Origin of the sequence: Streptomyces orinoci (genome assembly GCF_003121295.1) — a bacterium.
GTDB lineage: Bacteria > Actinomycetota > Actinomycetes > Streptomycetales > Streptomycetaceae > Streptomyces > Streptomyces orinoci.
On sequence record NZ_PHNC01000003.1, the window covers coordinates 68,521 to 84,243 of the forward strand.

General features: G+C 69.0%; 11 protein-coding genes and 1 pseudogene. 5 read left to right on the top strand and 7 right to left on the bottom strand.

What is annotated here, in order from left to right; translation table 11 throughout:
• Window positions 1–43: 43 nt before the first annotated feature.
• Complete coding sequence (locus CV755_RS00395) at window positions 44–730, top strand: uracil-DNA glycosylase (RefSeq protein WP_109278075.1); 687 nt, start codon at window positions 44–46, stop codon at window positions 728–730.
• Between the two features lie 22 nt (window positions 731–752).
• Here the strand turns inward: CV755_RS00395 and CV755_RS00400 are convergent, their stop codons facing one another.
• Window positions 753–1,148: a DUF3224 domain-containing protein gene (locus CV755_RS00400; RefSeq protein WP_109278076.1), complete on the bottom strand. Its 396-nt coding sequence runs from the start codon at window positions 1,146–1,148 to the stop codon at window positions 753–755.
• 106 nt (window positions 1,149–1,254) lie between these two features.
• Between CV755_RS00400 and CV755_RS00405 the strand changes: the two genes are divergently transcribed.
• Window positions 1,255–2,256 carry a helix-turn-helix transcriptional regulator gene (locus CV755_RS00405; RefSeq protein ID WP_109278077.1) on the top strand — a complete coding sequence of 334 codons (1,002 nt, stop codon included), beginning with the start codon at window positions 1,255–1,257 and terminating at the stop codon, window positions 2,254–2,256.
• Between the two features lie 806 nt (window positions 2,257–3,062).
• Here the strand turns inward: CV755_RS00405 and lnt are convergent.
• The gene (lnt, locus tag CV755_RS00410) at window positions 3,063–4,601 is read right to left on the bottom strand and encodes an apolipoprotein N-acyltransferase (RefSeq protein ID WP_109278078.1); all 1,539 of its coding nucleotides are present in this window, start codon (window positions 4,599–4,601) and stop codon (window positions 3,063–3,065) included.
• Window positions 4,602–5,834: 1,233 nt separating this feature from the next.
• On the opposite strand from lnt, the gene CV755_RS00415 reads away from it, so the two are divergent.
• Complete coding sequence (locus tag CV755_RS00415; RefSeq protein ID WP_153068546.1) at window positions 5,835–7,139, top strand: hypothetical protein; 1,305 nt, start codon at window positions 5,835–5,837, stop codon at window positions 7,137–7,139.
• Window positions 7,140–7,180: 41 nt separating this feature from the next.
• On the opposite strand, the gene CV755_RS00420 is transcribed toward CV755_RS00415, so the two are convergent.
• Genes CV755_RS00420 through CV755_RS00440 form a run of 5 tightly spaced genes read right to left on the bottom strand, consistent with a single transcriptional unit; the run spans window position 7,181 to window position 11,458 of the window.
• Window positions 7,181–8,611 (bottom strand): cytochrome P450, encoded by a 1,431-nt coding sequence (locus CV755_RS00420; protein WP_109278080.1) that lies wholly within the window; start codon window positions 8,609–8,611, stop codon window positions 7,181–7,183.
• Complete coding sequence (locus tag CV755_RS00425) at window positions 8,608–9,231, bottom strand: GTP-binding protein (protein ID WP_109278081.1); 624 nt, start codon at window positions 9,229–9,231, stop codon at window positions 8,608–8,610. Before CV755_RS00425 ends, CV755_RS00420 begins: the two co-directional genes overlap by 4 nt.
• Window positions 9,212–9,574, bottom strand: coding sequence for a DUF742 domain-containing protein (locus CV755_RS00430; RefSeq protein ID WP_109278082.1), 363 nt, complete (start codon window positions 9,572–9,574; stop codon window positions 9,212–9,214). Before CV755_RS00430 ends, CV755_RS00425 begins: the two co-directional genes overlap by 20 nt.
• Window positions 9,571–9,978, bottom strand: coding sequence for a roadblock/LC7 domain-containing protein (locus tag CV755_RS00435; protein ID WP_109278083.1), 408 nt, complete (start codon window positions 9,976–9,978; stop codon window positions 9,571–9,573). Before CV755_RS00435 ends, CV755_RS00430 begins: the two co-directional genes overlap by 4 nt.
• A gap of 4 nt (window positions 9,979–9,982) precedes the next feature.
• Complete coding sequence (locus CV755_RS00440; RefSeq protein WP_109278084.1) at window positions 9,983–11,458, bottom strand: sensor histidine kinase; 1,476 nt, start codon at window positions 11,456–11,458, stop codon at window positions 9,983–9,985.
• A 397-nt stretch (window positions 11,459–11,855) separates the two neighbouring features.
• On the opposite strand from CV755_RS00440, the pseudogene CV755_RS00445 reads away from it, so the two are divergent.
• Window positions 11,856–14,560: pseudogene (locus CV755_RS00445) on the top strand (ATP-binding protein).
• A gap of 113 nt (window positions 14,561–14,673) precedes the next feature.
• Entirely contained in the window at window positions 14,674–15,717 is a 1,044-nt protein-coding gene (ku, locus tag CV755_RS00450; protein ID WP_109278085.1) for a non-homologous end joining protein Ku, read from the top strand.
• Window positions 15,718–15,723 lie beyond the last annotated feature (6 nt).

Here is a 15,723-nt window from a genome sequence, read left to right on the forward strand (position 1 = left end):
AAGTTCTCTTCCGAGAACGGAACGAACCCCGGAGGTTGCTGACGTGACCGTCACTGACGTGCTGCCCGAGTCCTGGCTCGGTGTCCTCGGCGAAGAGCTCGAGAAGCCGTACTTCAAGGAGCTCACCGAATTCGTGGAGGAGGAGCGCACGAAGGCGCCGGTGTACCCGCCGCGCGGCGAGGTGTTCGCCGCCCTGGAGGCGACCCCCTATGACAAGGTCAAGGTCCTCATCCTGGGCCAGGACCCCTACCATGGCGCCGGCCAGGGCCACGGCCTGTGCTTCTCCGTCCGCCCCGGGGTCAAGACCCCGCCCTCACTGCGCAATATCTACAAGGAGATGCGCGAGGAACTGGGCTATGACGTGCCGGACAACGGCTATCTGCTGCCCTGGGCCCGGCAGGGTGTCCTGCTGCTCAACGCGGTGCTCACGGTACGCGGCGGAGAGCCCAACTCCCATAAGGGCAAGGGCTGGGAGAAGTTCACCGACGCGGTCATCCGCGCGGTGGTGGCCCGGCAGGACCCGGCGGTCTTTGTGCTGTGGGGCAACTACGCGCAGAAAAAGCTGCCGTTGATCGACACCGAGCGCCATGCGGTGGTCAAGGGCGCCCACCCCTCGCCGCTCTCCGCCAAGAGGTTCTTCGGCAGCCGCCCCTTCACCCAGATCAACGAGGCCATCGCCGCACAGGGTCATGAGCCCATCGACTGGCGGATCCCGGATCTGGAGGTCTGAGCGTCCCGCCGGGACCCGAACGTCAGCCCCACACCGGGGTGAAGTCATAGGAGACGGCCTGTGCACCGGGCTCGGCGGTATAACCGCCCTGCCCGGCAAGCCCGGTCAGCTCCCCGGTGCCCGAACCGGCCACCACCGCAAAGGAACTGCGCACCGCGCCCCGCACATCAAAGGTGCCTCGCTCGCTCACCACAAAGCTCCCGGAACGGCCTTCGACCGTACCTGTGAAGTGCTGATAGCCGGAGAACTCCCCCGACTTGTCGTCCCGGTACACCAGGGTGTATCCGCAGCTCCCGCTCGCGGTGATCACCCCGGTGAAGTCATTGCGCACCGAGGCCCGGGCGATGGGCAGTTCCTCGGTCGGCCGCTGCTCGTCCCAGTGGGAGCTGCGGAAGGTGCCGTGAGTCACAGTCGTCATGGCGGGGATTCCTCTCCTCGGGAACACCGGGCCGTCCGCCCGGTGTGATCCCCAGCCTCGCGCCCATACCTGACACCTTCTGTCAGGTACCGGAGACAATGGTGGGATGCGCGCCGACCGCTTGCTCTCCCTGCTTCTGCTGCTCCAGAACCGGGGCCGGCTGACCGCGCCGGAACTCGCCCGGGAGTTGGAGGTCTCGGTCCGCACCGTCTACCGGGACATCGAGGCACTGAGTGCCTCCGGTGTCCCGGTGCTCGCCGACCGGGGCCCGTCCGGCGGTTACCGGCTGCTGGACGGCTATCGCACCCGGCTGACCGGCCTCACCGGCGACGAGGCGGGCTCACTGCTGCTGGCCGCCCTGCCCCAGGCTGCCGCCGAACTCGGCCTGGGCGCCGAACTCGCCGCCGCCCAGCTGAAATTGCAGGCCGCCCTCCCCGACGGGCCGGGCGAGCACGCCCGCCGGGTCAGGGAGCGCTTCCATCTCGATGCCCCGGCCTGGTTCCGTGCCGGAGATCCGGTGCCGCACCTGGGCACCATCGCCGAGGCGGTCTGGCGGCAGCGGAGACTGTGGCTGCGCTATCGGTCCTGGTCCGGCGAAGCGCGGCGGACGGCGGACCCATTGGGCCTGGTCCTCAAGGGCGGCATCTGGTACCTGGTGGCGACCGGGGAGCGGGGCATCCGCACCTACCGGGTGGGACGGGTGCTGGCCTGCGAGACGGCGGAGGAGACCTTTGAGCGCCCGGCGGACTTCGATCTCGCCGCCGCCTGGCGGGAGTCGGCCCGGGCGATGGAGGCAGGACGGATCCGCGGCGAGGCCCGGCTGCGGCTTTCCCCGCGCGGCCTGCGGCTGCTGCCGGCCAAGTTCGGAGCGCTGGGGGAACGGGCGGTGGACGGGGCCGGACCGGCCGATGCCGAGGGCTGGGTCACCGTGACGCTGGCGGTGGAGAGCCTGGAGGTGGCCGTCCATGACCTGCTCGGTCTTGGGCTGGAGGCCGAGGTGCTGGGCCCCGACGATCTCCGCGCCGCCCTGGGCGAACTCATCCGGCGGCTTGCCGCCCGCTACCCGGACGGCGGCTCAACGCCCGTACACCTGACGGCAGATCCGTGACGCGTCCCCGCCCTGCTGCCAGTGCCCATAGCTCTCACCGAGGCCGCAGACTCCCGGACGGGCCCCCGGCGCGGGGGCCGGGGCGGGCGCCGGTGCCGGACGACGGGGCTCCGGAGCCGGGCGGGGCTCGCTCCGCGGCGGGGCCGGGGCGCGCACCGGCGGTGGCGCCGGATGGACGGGCAGCGGGGTGTCCGGGACCGGCACCCGGCGGCGCGGCTCCGGCGTACGCCCCGTGGGAAGGGAAGGGCGCGACGGCGCGCCCCAACTCCCCGGCGAACCGGGCAAGTCCGGTAACCGGTCGGCCGCTGCCGCGTCCCCCGGCGCCGGACCGGCATCGGACCCGGACCGCCCGGACGTGCCAGACGGCCCCGACGCCCCCGGCGGCCGGGGCAGCCAGGACGGCCAGGTGGGCGAGGCCGGCCCGGCCGTTCCCGGTGTACCCGCCATCCCCGCCGTCCCAGCCGCCCGGGACCCACCCGTGGCACCGGCAGTCCCCGGCTCCAGGGACCGCCCGTCACCGGTCTCGGCCAGCGATTCACGGTCCGGTTCCTGGCCGAGGCGCGGCTCGGTGACCCGGGAGACGCCACCGGGGCGGGCGGGCTGCGGGGACAGGGCGACACAGCCGGCGGCGGCCGTCATCGTCACCACCACCAGAGCCGCCACCACGGGCATACGAGGCACTCGCCAACCATGCGGCAGCGAGGGCCCATTGGGAATGCCGCCCAAGAGTGACACCGGATCGCGCCAACCGCCCAAGCGCCCCCCGAGGTCCTGTCGAGCCCCGAGTTCACCGCTCACCCCCCGGCTCACCTCCGCCGGGCCGTGAAGTTCTTTCGGCCGCGCAGGCCACGTACCGCCTCCAGCACGGCGTATCCGGCCAGCGCGGCCAGCGAGGCATGGACCACCCAGTCACCGAACCGCACATAGGGGCTGGTCCCTTGCGCCAGCGGCACCTGGTACACCACGGCGCTGCTGCGCTCGGTGCCCAGCCAACGCCCCACCGTGCGGCCGCGTGCGTCCGCCACCGCGCTCACCCCGGTCAGGGTGGCGTGCACCATGGGACGCCAGGTCTCGGCGGCCCGCAGGGCGGCCAGCGAGGCATGTTGCGCCGGGGCCCAGCTGTCCTGGAAGCTGGAGGTCGCCGACTGGGCCACCAGCAACTGGGCTCCCTGGTCCGCCAGATGGCGGCTCATATCCGGGAAGGCCGACTCGAAGCACACCAGCGGACCGATGCGCAGCCCGTCCGGCAGCCTCATCACCACCTGCGCCGTACCCCGCCTGCGGTCCTCCCGGGCCGCCTTGCCCACCGAGGTGGCCCAGCCGAGCACCGACCGTGCCGGTACATACTCACCGAAGGGCACCAGCCGCATCTTGTCGTAGCGGTCACCGGTGGGCCCGTTCGGTCCGATCAGCTCCGAACTCTTAAAGATTCCGGGCCGGTCCGAACGCCGGGCGTCCACATTGACCAGCACGTTGGCGCCGACCGTACGGGACAGGGCGGTCAGCCGGTCCCGCAGGTCCCGGCGGTCGCCCAGATCCGCCCCCACGCTGCTCTCCCCCCACACCACCAAGTCCACTTTCCGGCCCGTCAGTTGGCGGGTCAGCCGCTCCTCCAGGTCGAACCGCGGGCCGGGTCCTTCGACCACTCCCGGCTGCACCAGCGCCACCCGCACCATGCCGGCCGGCCGGGGCAGCGGCGCCCACCACCAGACCCCGGCACCCGCCAGGACGCAGCCGGACAGCCCGGCCAGCGCGGTGATCCGGGCCTGGGGCGCCGAAATCAGCGCCGTCAGTGCCGTGTTGACCGCCACCAGCAGAAAGCTGACCAGCCACACCCCGCCCACCGAGGCCAGCCGCAGCGCCGGCCCGACCTGCCACTGACTGGCGCCCAACAGCCCCCAGGGGCCGCCCAGATACTCCCAGGACCGCACCAGCTCGATGGCCAGCCAGAGCGCGGGCACCAGCACCAGGGCCGCCGCCACCCGGCCCGGCCCCGGCGAGCCGCCGAGCAGACGGCGTACCAGCAGCCCCCAGGGGGCCCACAACAGGCCCAGCAGCGCGGCCAGTACCAGGATGAAGACATGCAGGCTCGGCAGCAGCCAGTGGTGTACCACCAGCAGGAACCCGGCGCCACCCAGCCAACCCTCCAGCGCGGCCCGCCGGTTGGTGGGCGCCGAGCGGACCAGCAGCAGCCAGGGCACCAGCCCGATATATGCCAGCCACCACCAGGACGGCTCGGGGAAGGCGGGTGCGGGCAGCGCTCCCAGGACAGGCGCCAGCACGCTCCGCCGCCAGGGGGCGGCGAAGAACCGCCCCCCACGTGCAGATAGTTGCTCGTCCGCCATGGAGGGCCTCCCTAGTGCATGCCTGTGGTGCCACCGCTTCCGGCCAGGGACCAGTGTGCGCGAGGTACCGGATCAGGCACAGGGGTCACCAGTAGCGACACGCCGCATACCCTGGGTAACCGTAGGGCGCGGCGAAAGGGCGTGAAACCGGAAGTGGTAGCGCCCCCTTCGATCGCCTGCACACCACACGCCTGAGCGGGATCCGGCCAGATGCGGCGTGTCCGGATAGCGGTCTGCCGGGCGTCCAAAACCCCGATGGTGACGAGCAATCTTGGCCCTTTCGGTCGCTGGGCGGCGCAACAGCGACTCAATGTGATCCAAAGTGAGCCGGTGCGATCCTGGAGGTGCATGCCAGAACGGCGCACGGCGGTACGTCGCACGGGTTATGGCCGACGAGCCTTGGGCAGGTACCGGGCAAAACTGGACAGGAACGCAATCCAGTTGCCGGAAGAGGTCCGTATGAGGTCTGTCGAACTCGCCACCCCGTCCGTCTGTCCGCCGGCAGCCCATGTCTCGGAGGAGTCCCATGGACAACCTTCTTGCCTGGGTGACCGCTGCTACCGCACCAGATCACGCCGCCCCCAGCTGGGTACGGCTGCGCCGTCACCGCCATCACGGTCGTCGCGAAACGTGTGCCTGTGATAGCCGGTCCGGCCTGGCGGGCGGAGCTGAAGGCCTGGTCACCCCTGTCCTCGACGACATCCACGACCTGCACGAAGGACGCGGGCAACGAAACAACCGATCGTTTCCGAACATCATCATGAGCCGCGCTCTTGACTGGTTGTTTGTGCTTCGGTCCGGGGTCCCGAAGTTACGGCGAAGCGACCGAGGGGGGGCGTCGACTGGAGCTTGAGGTCCGGGGCTTCTTGTGACCACGACGTGCGGACCGAGAGGGGGCAACGGGTGTCGCATGCCTTTGCGGCCGGGGCTGGCGCGATAGTCCGGAAGGATCGATTCCGTTCGGGATATGTCGTATTCATATCCAAGAGCGCCGCCTTTTGCTTCGCCGGACAGTCGTACGCCCCTCGAACAGGGCTTGTTGTCCTGCGGGCGAGGGGGGTTGGGTAGTCGCAGCGCACCGCGAATCTCGTTGCTGCTCCACACGGACGCAATCTTTCAAACCCGCCACATGTTCGATGATGGATCGGGTTCCGCGCCGGCTGCATGCCTCCTCTCCTGGAGGTTGAACCGTTGGCGGCGGGGGTGCGGTGAGTCTTATGGAGGTGTATGGGCATGGCGACAACTTCCTTGGAAAGGCTGGCGTCGGCGGGCGTCGAGGTCTCCGCGGTGACCTCGGACATGCTCGCCTGGAAGGGATCCGCGCAGGAGGCCCTGGAGCAACTGTCTGTCGCACAGAGTGTCCAGGAACTGCTGCATCGTGCCCATGCTCTGTGGTGCGGGCACGACTGCGATCAAAGCCCGGCATGCACGTTCCTGTACTACCTGCGAACCCCACCCGCTGCCGCGCGCCCCTCGACCGTGAGGCCGCGCTACAACAAGCAGACTGCCCATCTGTATGCGGTCATGGGCGAAGGCGGATACGTGGGCAGGGTCCCGCAGACCCACCAAGTGAAGGTGTGGCCGCTGCTGGACGCGGTGGTGGAGCGGTGGGATGCGGCCGCCAGGCGACATGGCGGACTTCCGGAACACTACGCGGACTGGACCAAAAAACGTGATGCACATGCCGCCGACACGGTCTCTCGCGCCTGCCGCGACACCATCCAGTGGACAGCCTGTTGGTGCGGCGAGCGATACGGGGTGGATCCGCTGGGCCTTCGATACGTGGCATTCGCCACGATCCTCGATGACATCTGCATCCCTCCACTCGATCTGGTCGGCGGTCGCTTCCGTATGTACGGCTGGTCCGTGCGCGATCTGATGCGGGCGATGGATACAGCCGACTGGGGACGTGACGGGGTCCATGCGCTGCTGTCGCTGATTCGGCAGTCCATCCTCCAGTACGCGGAGAAAATGGACTTCCACCCCGGAGCCGAACACCTGGGCCTGCACACGGAACTCAACGGTTCGACGAACATGTGGGACGGCGTCATCTTCCGCGGCCACACCGGTAACGCCTACGGGACCGCAATCACGGTGGCCCGGAACAGCAGGGTCGGACCGCTGTCCTTCACCTGGCTCATGGACAGTGCCATCTGCGACTGCCTCTCCATGGATCTGTGCAAGTCGGCGATCGGAGTCTACTCGGCAGACAACCACCAGCCGACCTCGCACAAAGACCGGTCCGCGGACAAGAAGGCAAGCTACCGATCGATCTACCTCGACCTCATCGACGATCTGGTCTTCAGCGGTGCTCCCGAGCCGTTGGTTCAGTTCGGAAGCAGCGGATTCCTCTTCGTGCCGATTCAGGACCGGTACCAAGAGCGCCGACTGGGAAGGCGCTTCCCGATCTCTCCGCCGATGGCCCGCGAACTCAAGCGGCTCTTTGGCGAGACACCGACGGATGCATGGCTTGATGAGGTGTTCCACTGCGACAGGGACCACTTCCCAGCGATCCCGCCACCGGGTCACTGCCGGTAACGACCTCTGCCTGGTGGCGGGATCAGCTCGAATACTCCGGGTCAGCGCCGGAAGATCCGCCGCATCAGGGACCTCCACCAGGAGGTTCGGGGCTGGGGGGCTGGGGCGTCGGGTGCGGGGATCGGTGTGGAGGAGGAGGAGGGCTGAGTACCTGGCACATCCCCCTTTGGAAGCAGGGGTGGTGCGGGCGGCTGTGGGGCTTGTGGAGTGAACTCCGTTGGCAGCGCCACGAGATGGCGGGACACCAAACTGGCGACCCAGGTCAGCTCGGATTCGGCGACCGCCAACCGGATGTCGGGAAGCCGGCTCATCAGCGCGTCGATGCCGGTGTCCGCGATGGCCCGGCCGATGTCCTGGCCGGGGCACTCATGCGGGCCTCCGCTGAAGGCGAGGTGGGAGCGGTTGCCGTGGACAGGTGCTGTCGGATCGGGCCGGATCGCCGAGTCCACGTTGGCTGCGGCGAATGCGAGCACCAAGAGATCTCCCGCCTTGATGTGCTGGCCCGCGAGCTCAGTGTCCTGGGTCGCCCAGCGCCCGAGCATGGCGTTGAACGGTGGCTCGTCCCACAGGGTCTGCTCGACAGCGTCGGGGAGTGTCATATGGCCGCCGGCCAGGTTCGCGCGGCATCGGGGGTCGGTCAGCACCAATCGCAGGGTGTTTGCGATCAGGTTCGCAGTGGTCTCGAACGCAGCGATCAGCACCATGCGCAGATGCTGCTCCACCTCGTCGTCCGTCAGCTTGGCCGGGTGCTCCAGCAGCCAGCTGGTGAAGTCGGGCCCGGGGTCGGCATGTTTGCGGGCCACTGTCTTGCGCAGGGCCTCCATCACATACTCATTGCTGGCGACTGCGGTCTCCGTGGCCTTGAGCATGTCTCGGGCCGCCTGGACCAGGCGCGGCCCGTACTCTTCGGACATCCCCAGCAGCTGGGTCATGACCAGCATGGGGAGCGGCTCGGCGAAGTCGTGCACGAGGTCGGCCTTGCCGGAGGTGCAGAAGTCGTCGACCAGCTGATTGGTGAAGCGGGTGATGTGACGCCGGACGCCACGGCGGTCGAAGCGGGCCAGGGAGTCGTTGATGGCACCGCGCCACCTCTCATGCAGATCTCCTTCGACGAAGGCGCAGATGGGCTGCCAGGTGGAGAACGGAGTGAGCGGGTGGTCCGGAGTGATCTTGCCCTCGCGTGCGGCGCGCCAGAGCCGCGGGTCACGGGAGAAGCGTGAGGGGGTACGAGCGACATCGAGGACCTCTCGATAACCGAGGACCAGCCAGGCCGGCAGATCGCCGGGCAGCAGCACCGGCGCAACCGCGCCGTGCCGCTCGCGCAGCTGCTCGTACAGCCCCATGGGGTCGGTCTCCGCGGCGGTCCCGTACAACCGGGCCACACCCCCGGCACCGTACGCGTGCGCAGGGCACTGCGGCGGGGGAGCGGCCAGCGCGGAGTCGGCGCGGGAGTCTTCGGCGGGTGGGGTCACTGTGGCTCCGGGGTCTTGTGTGCTCGGTCGTACAGATAGCGCATGAGGGTCATCAGGGCGTCCCGGCAGGACGCCCGGTCGCGGGCGTCACAAGTGAAGATGGGGACGCAGTCGGGCAGGTCCATGGCGGCGCGCAGTTCGGAGACGGGGTGCACCGGCGCCCCCGGGAAGGCGTTGACGGCGACGACGAAGGGCACCCCGCGCTCCTCCAGGATGCCGACGACTTCGTAACTCACTTCCAGCCGACGGGTGTCGAGCAGAACAACCGCTCCCAGCGCGCCCTCGAAGAGGCCGTCCCACAGGAACCAGAAGCGCTCCTGGCCGGGTGTGCCGAACAGGTACAGCACCAGCTGCTCGTTGATGCTGATGCGCCCGAAGTCCATGGCGACGGTGGTTTCTATCTTCTGTTCCACCCCGGCGACGTCGTCCACGCCGACACCGGCCTGGGTCATTGTCTCCTCGGTGGTCAGTGGTCTGATCTCGCTCACCGTGCCGACCATGGTCGTCTTGCCCACGCCGAACCCGCCGACCACCACCACCTTGACGGCCGCCGCCGTCGTGGCCGGGAGGATGTCCTCCCTTCTGGGGCCAGCGTGTGGATCAGAGGTTTTGTAGTCCATGCATCACCGCCTCCAGAAGGCATACGTCGGGGAGCGCAGCAACTCGGGCCGGGGGCCTGGCTTCCACGAGTCCGCGGGTGAGCAGATCCGTGAGCAGGACGGTCACTGTGCTGACGGGCAGCGTGAGATACGCGGATATCTCGGCGACAGAGAGCGGGTAGTCACACATGCGGACGATGGTTCCGTGCTCGGGCTGCAAGCCGGGATCGGTCTCGGTACGGGCGACGATCAACGTCACCAGATCGAGTCTGACCATCGCCTTGTTCGAGTCCTCGCAGCCCTTGGTGACGATGTACAACCGGTCCGGATTGCCGGGGTCCCATGCCTTGTCGGCTTTGCTCATGCCACCGGCCCGCTGACACGCGGCGGACTGGTGAGGTGCTCGCCGATGCGGGCCACGAGATCGCGCATGCGCTGACCCATGAGGCCGGCATCCACGTCGTCGTCGGCCAACACCGCCAGGTAGGCTCCCGCCCCGGCCGCCATCAGATAGAAGAAGCCGCCGTCGACCTCGATGACGACCAGCCGCATCTGCCCGTCCCCGTGCGGGAATTCGGCGGCCACCGCCGTGGACAGACTCTGCAGTCCCGCACAGGCCGCGGCCAGGCGGTCCGCTGCATCTGTGTCCGTACCGTGCTGAGCCATGCGCAGGCCGTCCGAGGACAGCACGATCACGTGGCGGGTCTGAGGAACGCTGGATGCCAGATCCTTGAGCATCCAGTCCATGTTGAACCGCTGCTGCGTCACTTGGCTACTCTTTCTTGTCTGACGTGTCATCACTGACCTGCCCATGGCCGGGCTTTGGGTCGTCGCCCTTGAGGGCGCTGGTAAAGGCATCCAGCCACATGCCCGGCTGGGCGGGCTCGGAGGCCGGGCGCTGGCTGCGAGTGCTGTCCGCCGGGGCCACCACGGCGGCCCGTGCGGCCATGCCCAGCGAGCGCCTGCGGCGTTGCGGGAGCCCGCCCGCGGTGCGTGACTCCACCGCAGTGGCCTCGAGTGGTGGCGGCTCCGGCAGTGGCCTGCCGGGCTTCTTCCTGGCCTTGGGCGGCGGCAGCGTGGCGGCACGGGCGATCTCGCCGCCCGGCGTGGCGCTCGCCGTGATGAGGCGGCTTGGGATGATCAGGACAGCACGTACGCCGCCGTAGGCCGAGGGCCTCAGCGAGATACGGAACTGGTACGTCCTGGCGAGACGGCTGACCACGGCCAGGCCGAGGCGCGGGGTTTCCCCCAGGTCGTCGAGGTCGAAGCCGCGGCCGCCCATTTCCAGCACCGACTCGGCGCGGCGACGGGCCTCCTCGGTGAGGCCGACGCCGGCGTCCTCGATCTCGATGGCCACGCCCGACTGGATCTCCACCGCGGTCAGGTGCACCCGGGTCTCCGGGGGTGAGTACCGGGTCGCGTTGTCCAGCAGTTCGGCCGCGGCGTGGATCACCGGCTCCACACCGGGTCCGGTCACCGCGACGTCCACCACCGAGTGAAGGTCCACCCGGCGATAGTCCATGATCCGGGACATGGCGCCCCGCAGCACGTTGTACAGAGGTACCGGGTTCTTCCACTGGCGCCCGGGCCGGGATCCGCCGAGCACGGCGATGCTGTCCGCGAGACGGCCGATCAGGGCCGTTCCGTGGTCGAGGTGCAGCAAGTCACCGAAGAAGTCGGGGTTGTTGCCGTGCCTGCCCTCCATCTCCCGTAGGTCGGTGGCCTGTTGGTGCACAATCGCCTGAACGCGTCGGGCGATGTTGACGAACGCGCGGTGCGCGGAGTCGCGCAGGCCTTCCTCCGCCTGCACGGCCTCGACGACCGAGCGCAGGACCGATCGGTGTTCGGCGGCGAAGGCCGCGCCGGAGGCGGGTGGTGCGACCTCCCGCAGTACCTCCTCGGCCGAGGCCCCCTGCTCCAGCATCTTCACCGCGGTGGGCAGCAGGACACCGGCCAACCGCTCGGTCTCCTCCTGCTGTTGGGCCAGCAGCTCCCGGTACATGGCCTCCTGCTCGGCGCACCGCCGGCGCAGGCCGCTGATGACACGCCCACGCCGCACTGCCTCCGAGGAGGTGATGGCCACTGCAACGGTGGCCACCGTGCCGCACCAGACGGTCGGAATGCGCACCTGGGTCGGCACGAGGAGGGCTGCGGTCGCCGTGCAGACCGCCAGCACGACAGGAGGGACCAGCCATATGAGACTGGAGGCGGGCCGTCTGACTTGGGATGACGATCCAGTACCAACCATCGAGGTCCTCGGGGGCTCGGGAAACGTTCGGAGCGACGGGAACGGACACCGTCTGTGGGGAAGTTCTGCGGGGAAGCGCAGTGTGGAGTTCTCCGGTCGCGGCAGGCCGAGGCAGCCGCTGCCGGCGTCACGCCTCGCTGCGCGGAAGGAGCGTAGCCTGTCGGGCCGCTCTTTCAAGGTGATGTTGTCATATTCGCTGAAAGGCCTGACGAGCCAATACGAGGGGCGTCATAATGACCCCTGACTTTCGTTCTCGAAAATATTCTTGAGAGTTATGGATGGGTGTTCGGAGTGATCTACAGGGCATGCTCACGAGTGGTCTGTCCGCAGAACCTCATCCCGAGCAGTTGCGTACGGGGCTAGGCTCGCTCCACGACACACACCCGGGAGACACTCCATGACGGGGCACCAGCACGAACAGCGCCCGTACGCCGCACTGTTCGAGCGTGAGCAGGAAATCATCGCAGCAACCCAGGCCGTGGACGCCTTGTGCGGACGACAGGGCGACGCGGACGCCGCCTCGGGCGGGGGTTGCTGCTGTACAGCGGTGAAGCGGGCGTTGGGAAAACGGCGTTGCTCGGCGAGTTGCGGAGGATTGCCGCCGAGCGTGGCGGCTGTACGGTGCTCGCCGCACGCGGCAGCGAGCAAGCACAGGCTGTGCCGTTCCACATCGTCCGGCAGTTGCTGCAACCGGCCCTCGCGCCCCTGGAGGAGGCGCAGCACAAACAGATGCTCGGCGCGTGGTACGACATCGCAGGGCCCGCGCTGGGAATCGCGCCCCTCGTCGGCCAGGCCGACCCGCAGGGTGTGCGCGACGGAATCGACTGGCTGGTCACCCGGTTTGCCATGACGCGCGAGCCGCTGCTCCTGGTTGTCGACGACGCCCATTGGTCCGACGCGGCCTCTCTCACCTGGCTTTCGTCGTTCGCCCTTCGGCTGGCGGGCCTGCCGATCCTCCTCGCGATTGCCTACCGTCCGGAAGAACTCCCGGACCACTCACCGGCGTTCAAGGATCTCGTCGAGGGCCGGGGCAATCACCCGGTGAGGCTGCATCCTCTCACTCCGGGGGCCGTGGCCGAGCTGGTGCGTACGACTCTGGAGCCCGATGCGGACGATCCGTTCTGCCGCGAGGTCTGGGCTGTCACCGGCGGAAACCCTTACGAGACAGTCGAGTTGATCGCCAAGACGCGCGACCGTCAGCTCAAGCCGCTCGAGGAATCGGCCGCGTTGTTGCGTGAACTCGGTGCCGCCGCACGAGGCAGCGGACTGGTCGCTCGGCTGGAGCGGCTGGGCAATCCCGCGACCCGGTTCGCCTGGGGTGCCTCGGTGCTCGGCACGGAAATTTCTCCGAGGCTTGCCGCGAGGCTCGCGGGGATGACCCACGCGGAAGGCCTCGCGTGCGCGGACCAACTGCGCGAGGCCCGAATCCTCAAGGGCGCCACCGTGCTCGAGTTCGTCCACCCACTGATTGCCACTGCCGTCTACCAGGCCATTCCGGCGGCCACACGTACCGCTATGCACGGGCTGGCGGCCTGGGCGATCGCCACCGAGGGCCATGGGGCCGCCGCCGCGTCACGGCACCTGCTGGAGGTTCACCCCGAGGGCGACCCTGACCTCGTGCGGCAGATGCGGGCCGCAGCCCGGGAACACCTCGCCGTCGGCGCACCGGATGCCGCTCAGCGCTGTCTCGAGCGCGCCCTCGCGGAACCGCCGCCCGAGGACGAGCGGGCGGAAATCCTTTACGAGCTGGGCTGTTCGGCATTGCTCACCTCGCCGCCGACCACGATTAACCATCTGCGGGCGGCCTTGGACGACCCCGGGCTGCCCGCGAGCCTGCGTGTCGACGCGACGTACCGGCTCTCGCAAGCGTACTGCCATAACAGCCAGCTCGACGAAGCCGCCCGAGTAGTGGCCGAAGTCGCCGACCAAATGCCGGGCGGCCCGGGGAGGATGCGGCTCCAGGCGGCGCACTTCCTCTGGAAGGGGATCCAGTACGAGGAGGAGGGAGCCCACGAGAGGTCCCGGAAGATCGCCGAGCTCGCCGACCACCTGGAGGGCCGCGACAGTTCCGAGTGCGCCCTGCTGGCCCTGCGTGCCTTCGACGGCATGATCCGCGGCGAGAACGCACTGCACGTCGTCGAACTGGCCGACCGCATCCTCCAGGACGGCCGTCTCCCGGAAGGGCTGCGCTGGACGAACATCGAGTGGGGCTTCGAGCTCCCCAGCATGATCGGCGTCTCCTATGCCTATGCCGACCGGCTCGACTGCGCCGAGCAACTCTTCACCGAGGCTGTGCGCGAATTCGAGATCTCCGGCTGGCGCGGTGCCCATCTCGCCTTCGCCTATGAGTTCCTGGGCCTCGTCCACCGTCGGCGCGGAGACCTGGAGCTGGCCGAGCAGGCCCTGCGGGAAGGGCTTCGGCTGGCCGACCGGCTGGGTCCCGGAGTGCCCATCCAGTGGGACGGCACCTGCATGCTCGTCGATACCCTGCTGGCCCGGGGAAACCTGGAAGAGGCCCGGAACGTGGCCGAGAAGTACGCCTTCGGCCCGCCGTATCCATCGGTGATGGTCATGCCCGATGCCGCCTCCATCGTGGGGCGGCTGCTGCTCGCGCTCGGCCGCACGAAGGAGGCGGTGGCCGAACTTGAGGCGGCCGGCCACCGATTGGCCGAGCGGGGCCGTCACAACACTCTCTGGGGACCCTGGGCCCTGGACCTGGCCGTTGCACTTGCTCCCGATGAACCGGAGCGCGCCCGCTCCCTCGCCGACCAGGCCCTGCGGCACGCCATGCGATTCGGCACCGACACCGCCATCGGCGAGGCCCTGCGCCGCTCGGCGCAGCTGGTGGAGGGGCCGGAGGCGCTGGGGAAGCTGGAGCGGGCGGTGGCGCATCTGAGCAAGTCGCCGTGCCGCTATGAGTATGCGTTGGCCCTGGTGGACCATGGCATCGCGCTGCGCAAGGCGGGGCGGGCGGCCCAGGCCGCCGGGCGGCTGCGGGAGGGGCTGGAGATGGCGGAGGAGTGCGGGGCGGACGGGCTGGCGGAGCTGGCCCGGGCCGAGGCCGCCGTGGTGGGGTACGAGGAGGCCGGGCCCGGCGCCTGAGCGCCCTCGGTGAACCAGACGCTGAGCAGGGCGGCCGCGCGAATGTCCCGCGTCAGGATGCGATCACCGTCGCCCGGGGGTCCGATGGAGGAAACCCGGGAGGTGGTGGAGCCATGGCGCATGCGGTCTGGAGCGGGGCGTTGTCCTTTGGGCTGGTCGCCATCCCGGTGCAGCTGTTCTCCGCCACCGAGAGCCACACCATCCGCTTCAACCAGCTCCAGCGCGGCACCTCGGACCGGGTGCGCAACAAGCGGGTGAACGAGCGCACCGGCGAGGAGGTCCCGCTGGCGGAGATCGTCAAGGGCTATGACACCGGTGAGGACTATGTGGTGGTCGAGCCGGAGGAGCTGGAGGACATCGCGCCGGGGCGCTCCAAGGCGCTGGAGATCAGCGGGTTTGTGGATCTTGAACAGGTCGATCCCATCTACTTCGACAAGACCTACTATCTGGCCCCGAAGAGCAAGGAATACGCCAAGGTATACGCACTGCTCCAGGAGGCCCTGGCGCGTTCGAACAAGGCCGGCATCGCCACTTTTGTGATGCGGAACCGCGAATATCTGGTGGCGGTGAAGGCCGAGGGCGACATCCTGTCGCTGCACACCCTGCACTGGGCGGATGAAATCCGTGACCCGCGCAGCGAAATCGGAACTCTGCCCGAACAGCAAAAGGTCGCCGAACGCGAACTCCAGACGGCAGTACAACTGGTCGAGGCGCTCAGCGTGGACTGGCAGCCGGAGAGCTACCAGGACACCTACAAGGACAAGGTGCTGGAGCTGGTCCAGGCAAAGCGCGCCGGGGGCACCGTGGAGAAGAGCGAGCCGCCGCCGCGTTCCACCAATGTGATCGATCTGATGGGGGCGTTGCAGGCCAGCATCGACAAGGCCAGGTCCGGCAAGGGGCGGGCCGCGGCGGCGGAGCGGGAGGTGCGGCCGCCCACCGAGCTCAAGGCCGCGGCGGAGAAGCGCCGTTCCCGGCAGGCGGCCAAGAAGACGGCGCGAAAGCCGTCCAGGGAAGCCGAGTTGGCGGGGCTGAGCAAGGCCGAGCTTTATCAGCGGGCCAGTGAGGCCGGCATTCCCGGGCGCTCGGGGATGAGCCGTGAGGATCTGGTCAAGGCGCTGGCGGCGGCCGGCGGGCGCGGTAAGAAGCGGGTGTCCTGAGTGATG

Excerpts from the sequence above, each read along its gene's own strand:
- CV755_RS00400 (WP_109278076.1), bottom strand. The coding sequence starts at position 1,148 with ATGACGACTGTGACTCACGGCACCTTCCGCAGCTCCCACTGGGACGAG.
- CV755_RS00405 (WP_109278077.1), top strand. The coding sequence starts at position 1,255 with ATGCGCGCCGACCGCTTGCTCTCCCTGCTTCTGCTGCTCCAGAACCGG.
- lnt (WP_109278078.1), bottom strand. The coding sequence starts at position 4,601 with ATGGCGGACGAGCAACTATCTGCACGTGGGGGGCGGTTCTTCGCCGCC.
- CV755_RS00415 (WP_153068546.1), top strand. The coding sequence starts at position 5,835 with ATGGCGACAACTTCCTTGGAAAGGCTGGCGTCGGCGGGCGTCGAGGTC.
- CV755_RS00425 (WP_109278081.1), bottom strand. The coding sequence starts at position 9,231 with ATGGACTACAAAACCTCTGATCCACACGCTGGCCCCAGAAGGGAGGAC.
- CV755_RS00430 (WP_109278082.1), bottom strand. The coding sequence starts at position 9,574 with ATGAGCAAAGCCGACAAGGCATGGGACCCCGGCAATCCGGACCGGTTG.
- CV755_RS00440 (WP_109278084.1), bottom strand. The coding sequence starts at position 11,458 with ATGGTTGGTACTGGATCGTCATCCCAAGTCAGACGGCCCGCCTCCAGT.
- ku (WP_109278085.1), top strand. The coding sequence starts at position 14,674 with ATGGCGCATGCGGTCTGGAGCGGGGCGTTGTCCTTTGGGCTGGTCGCC.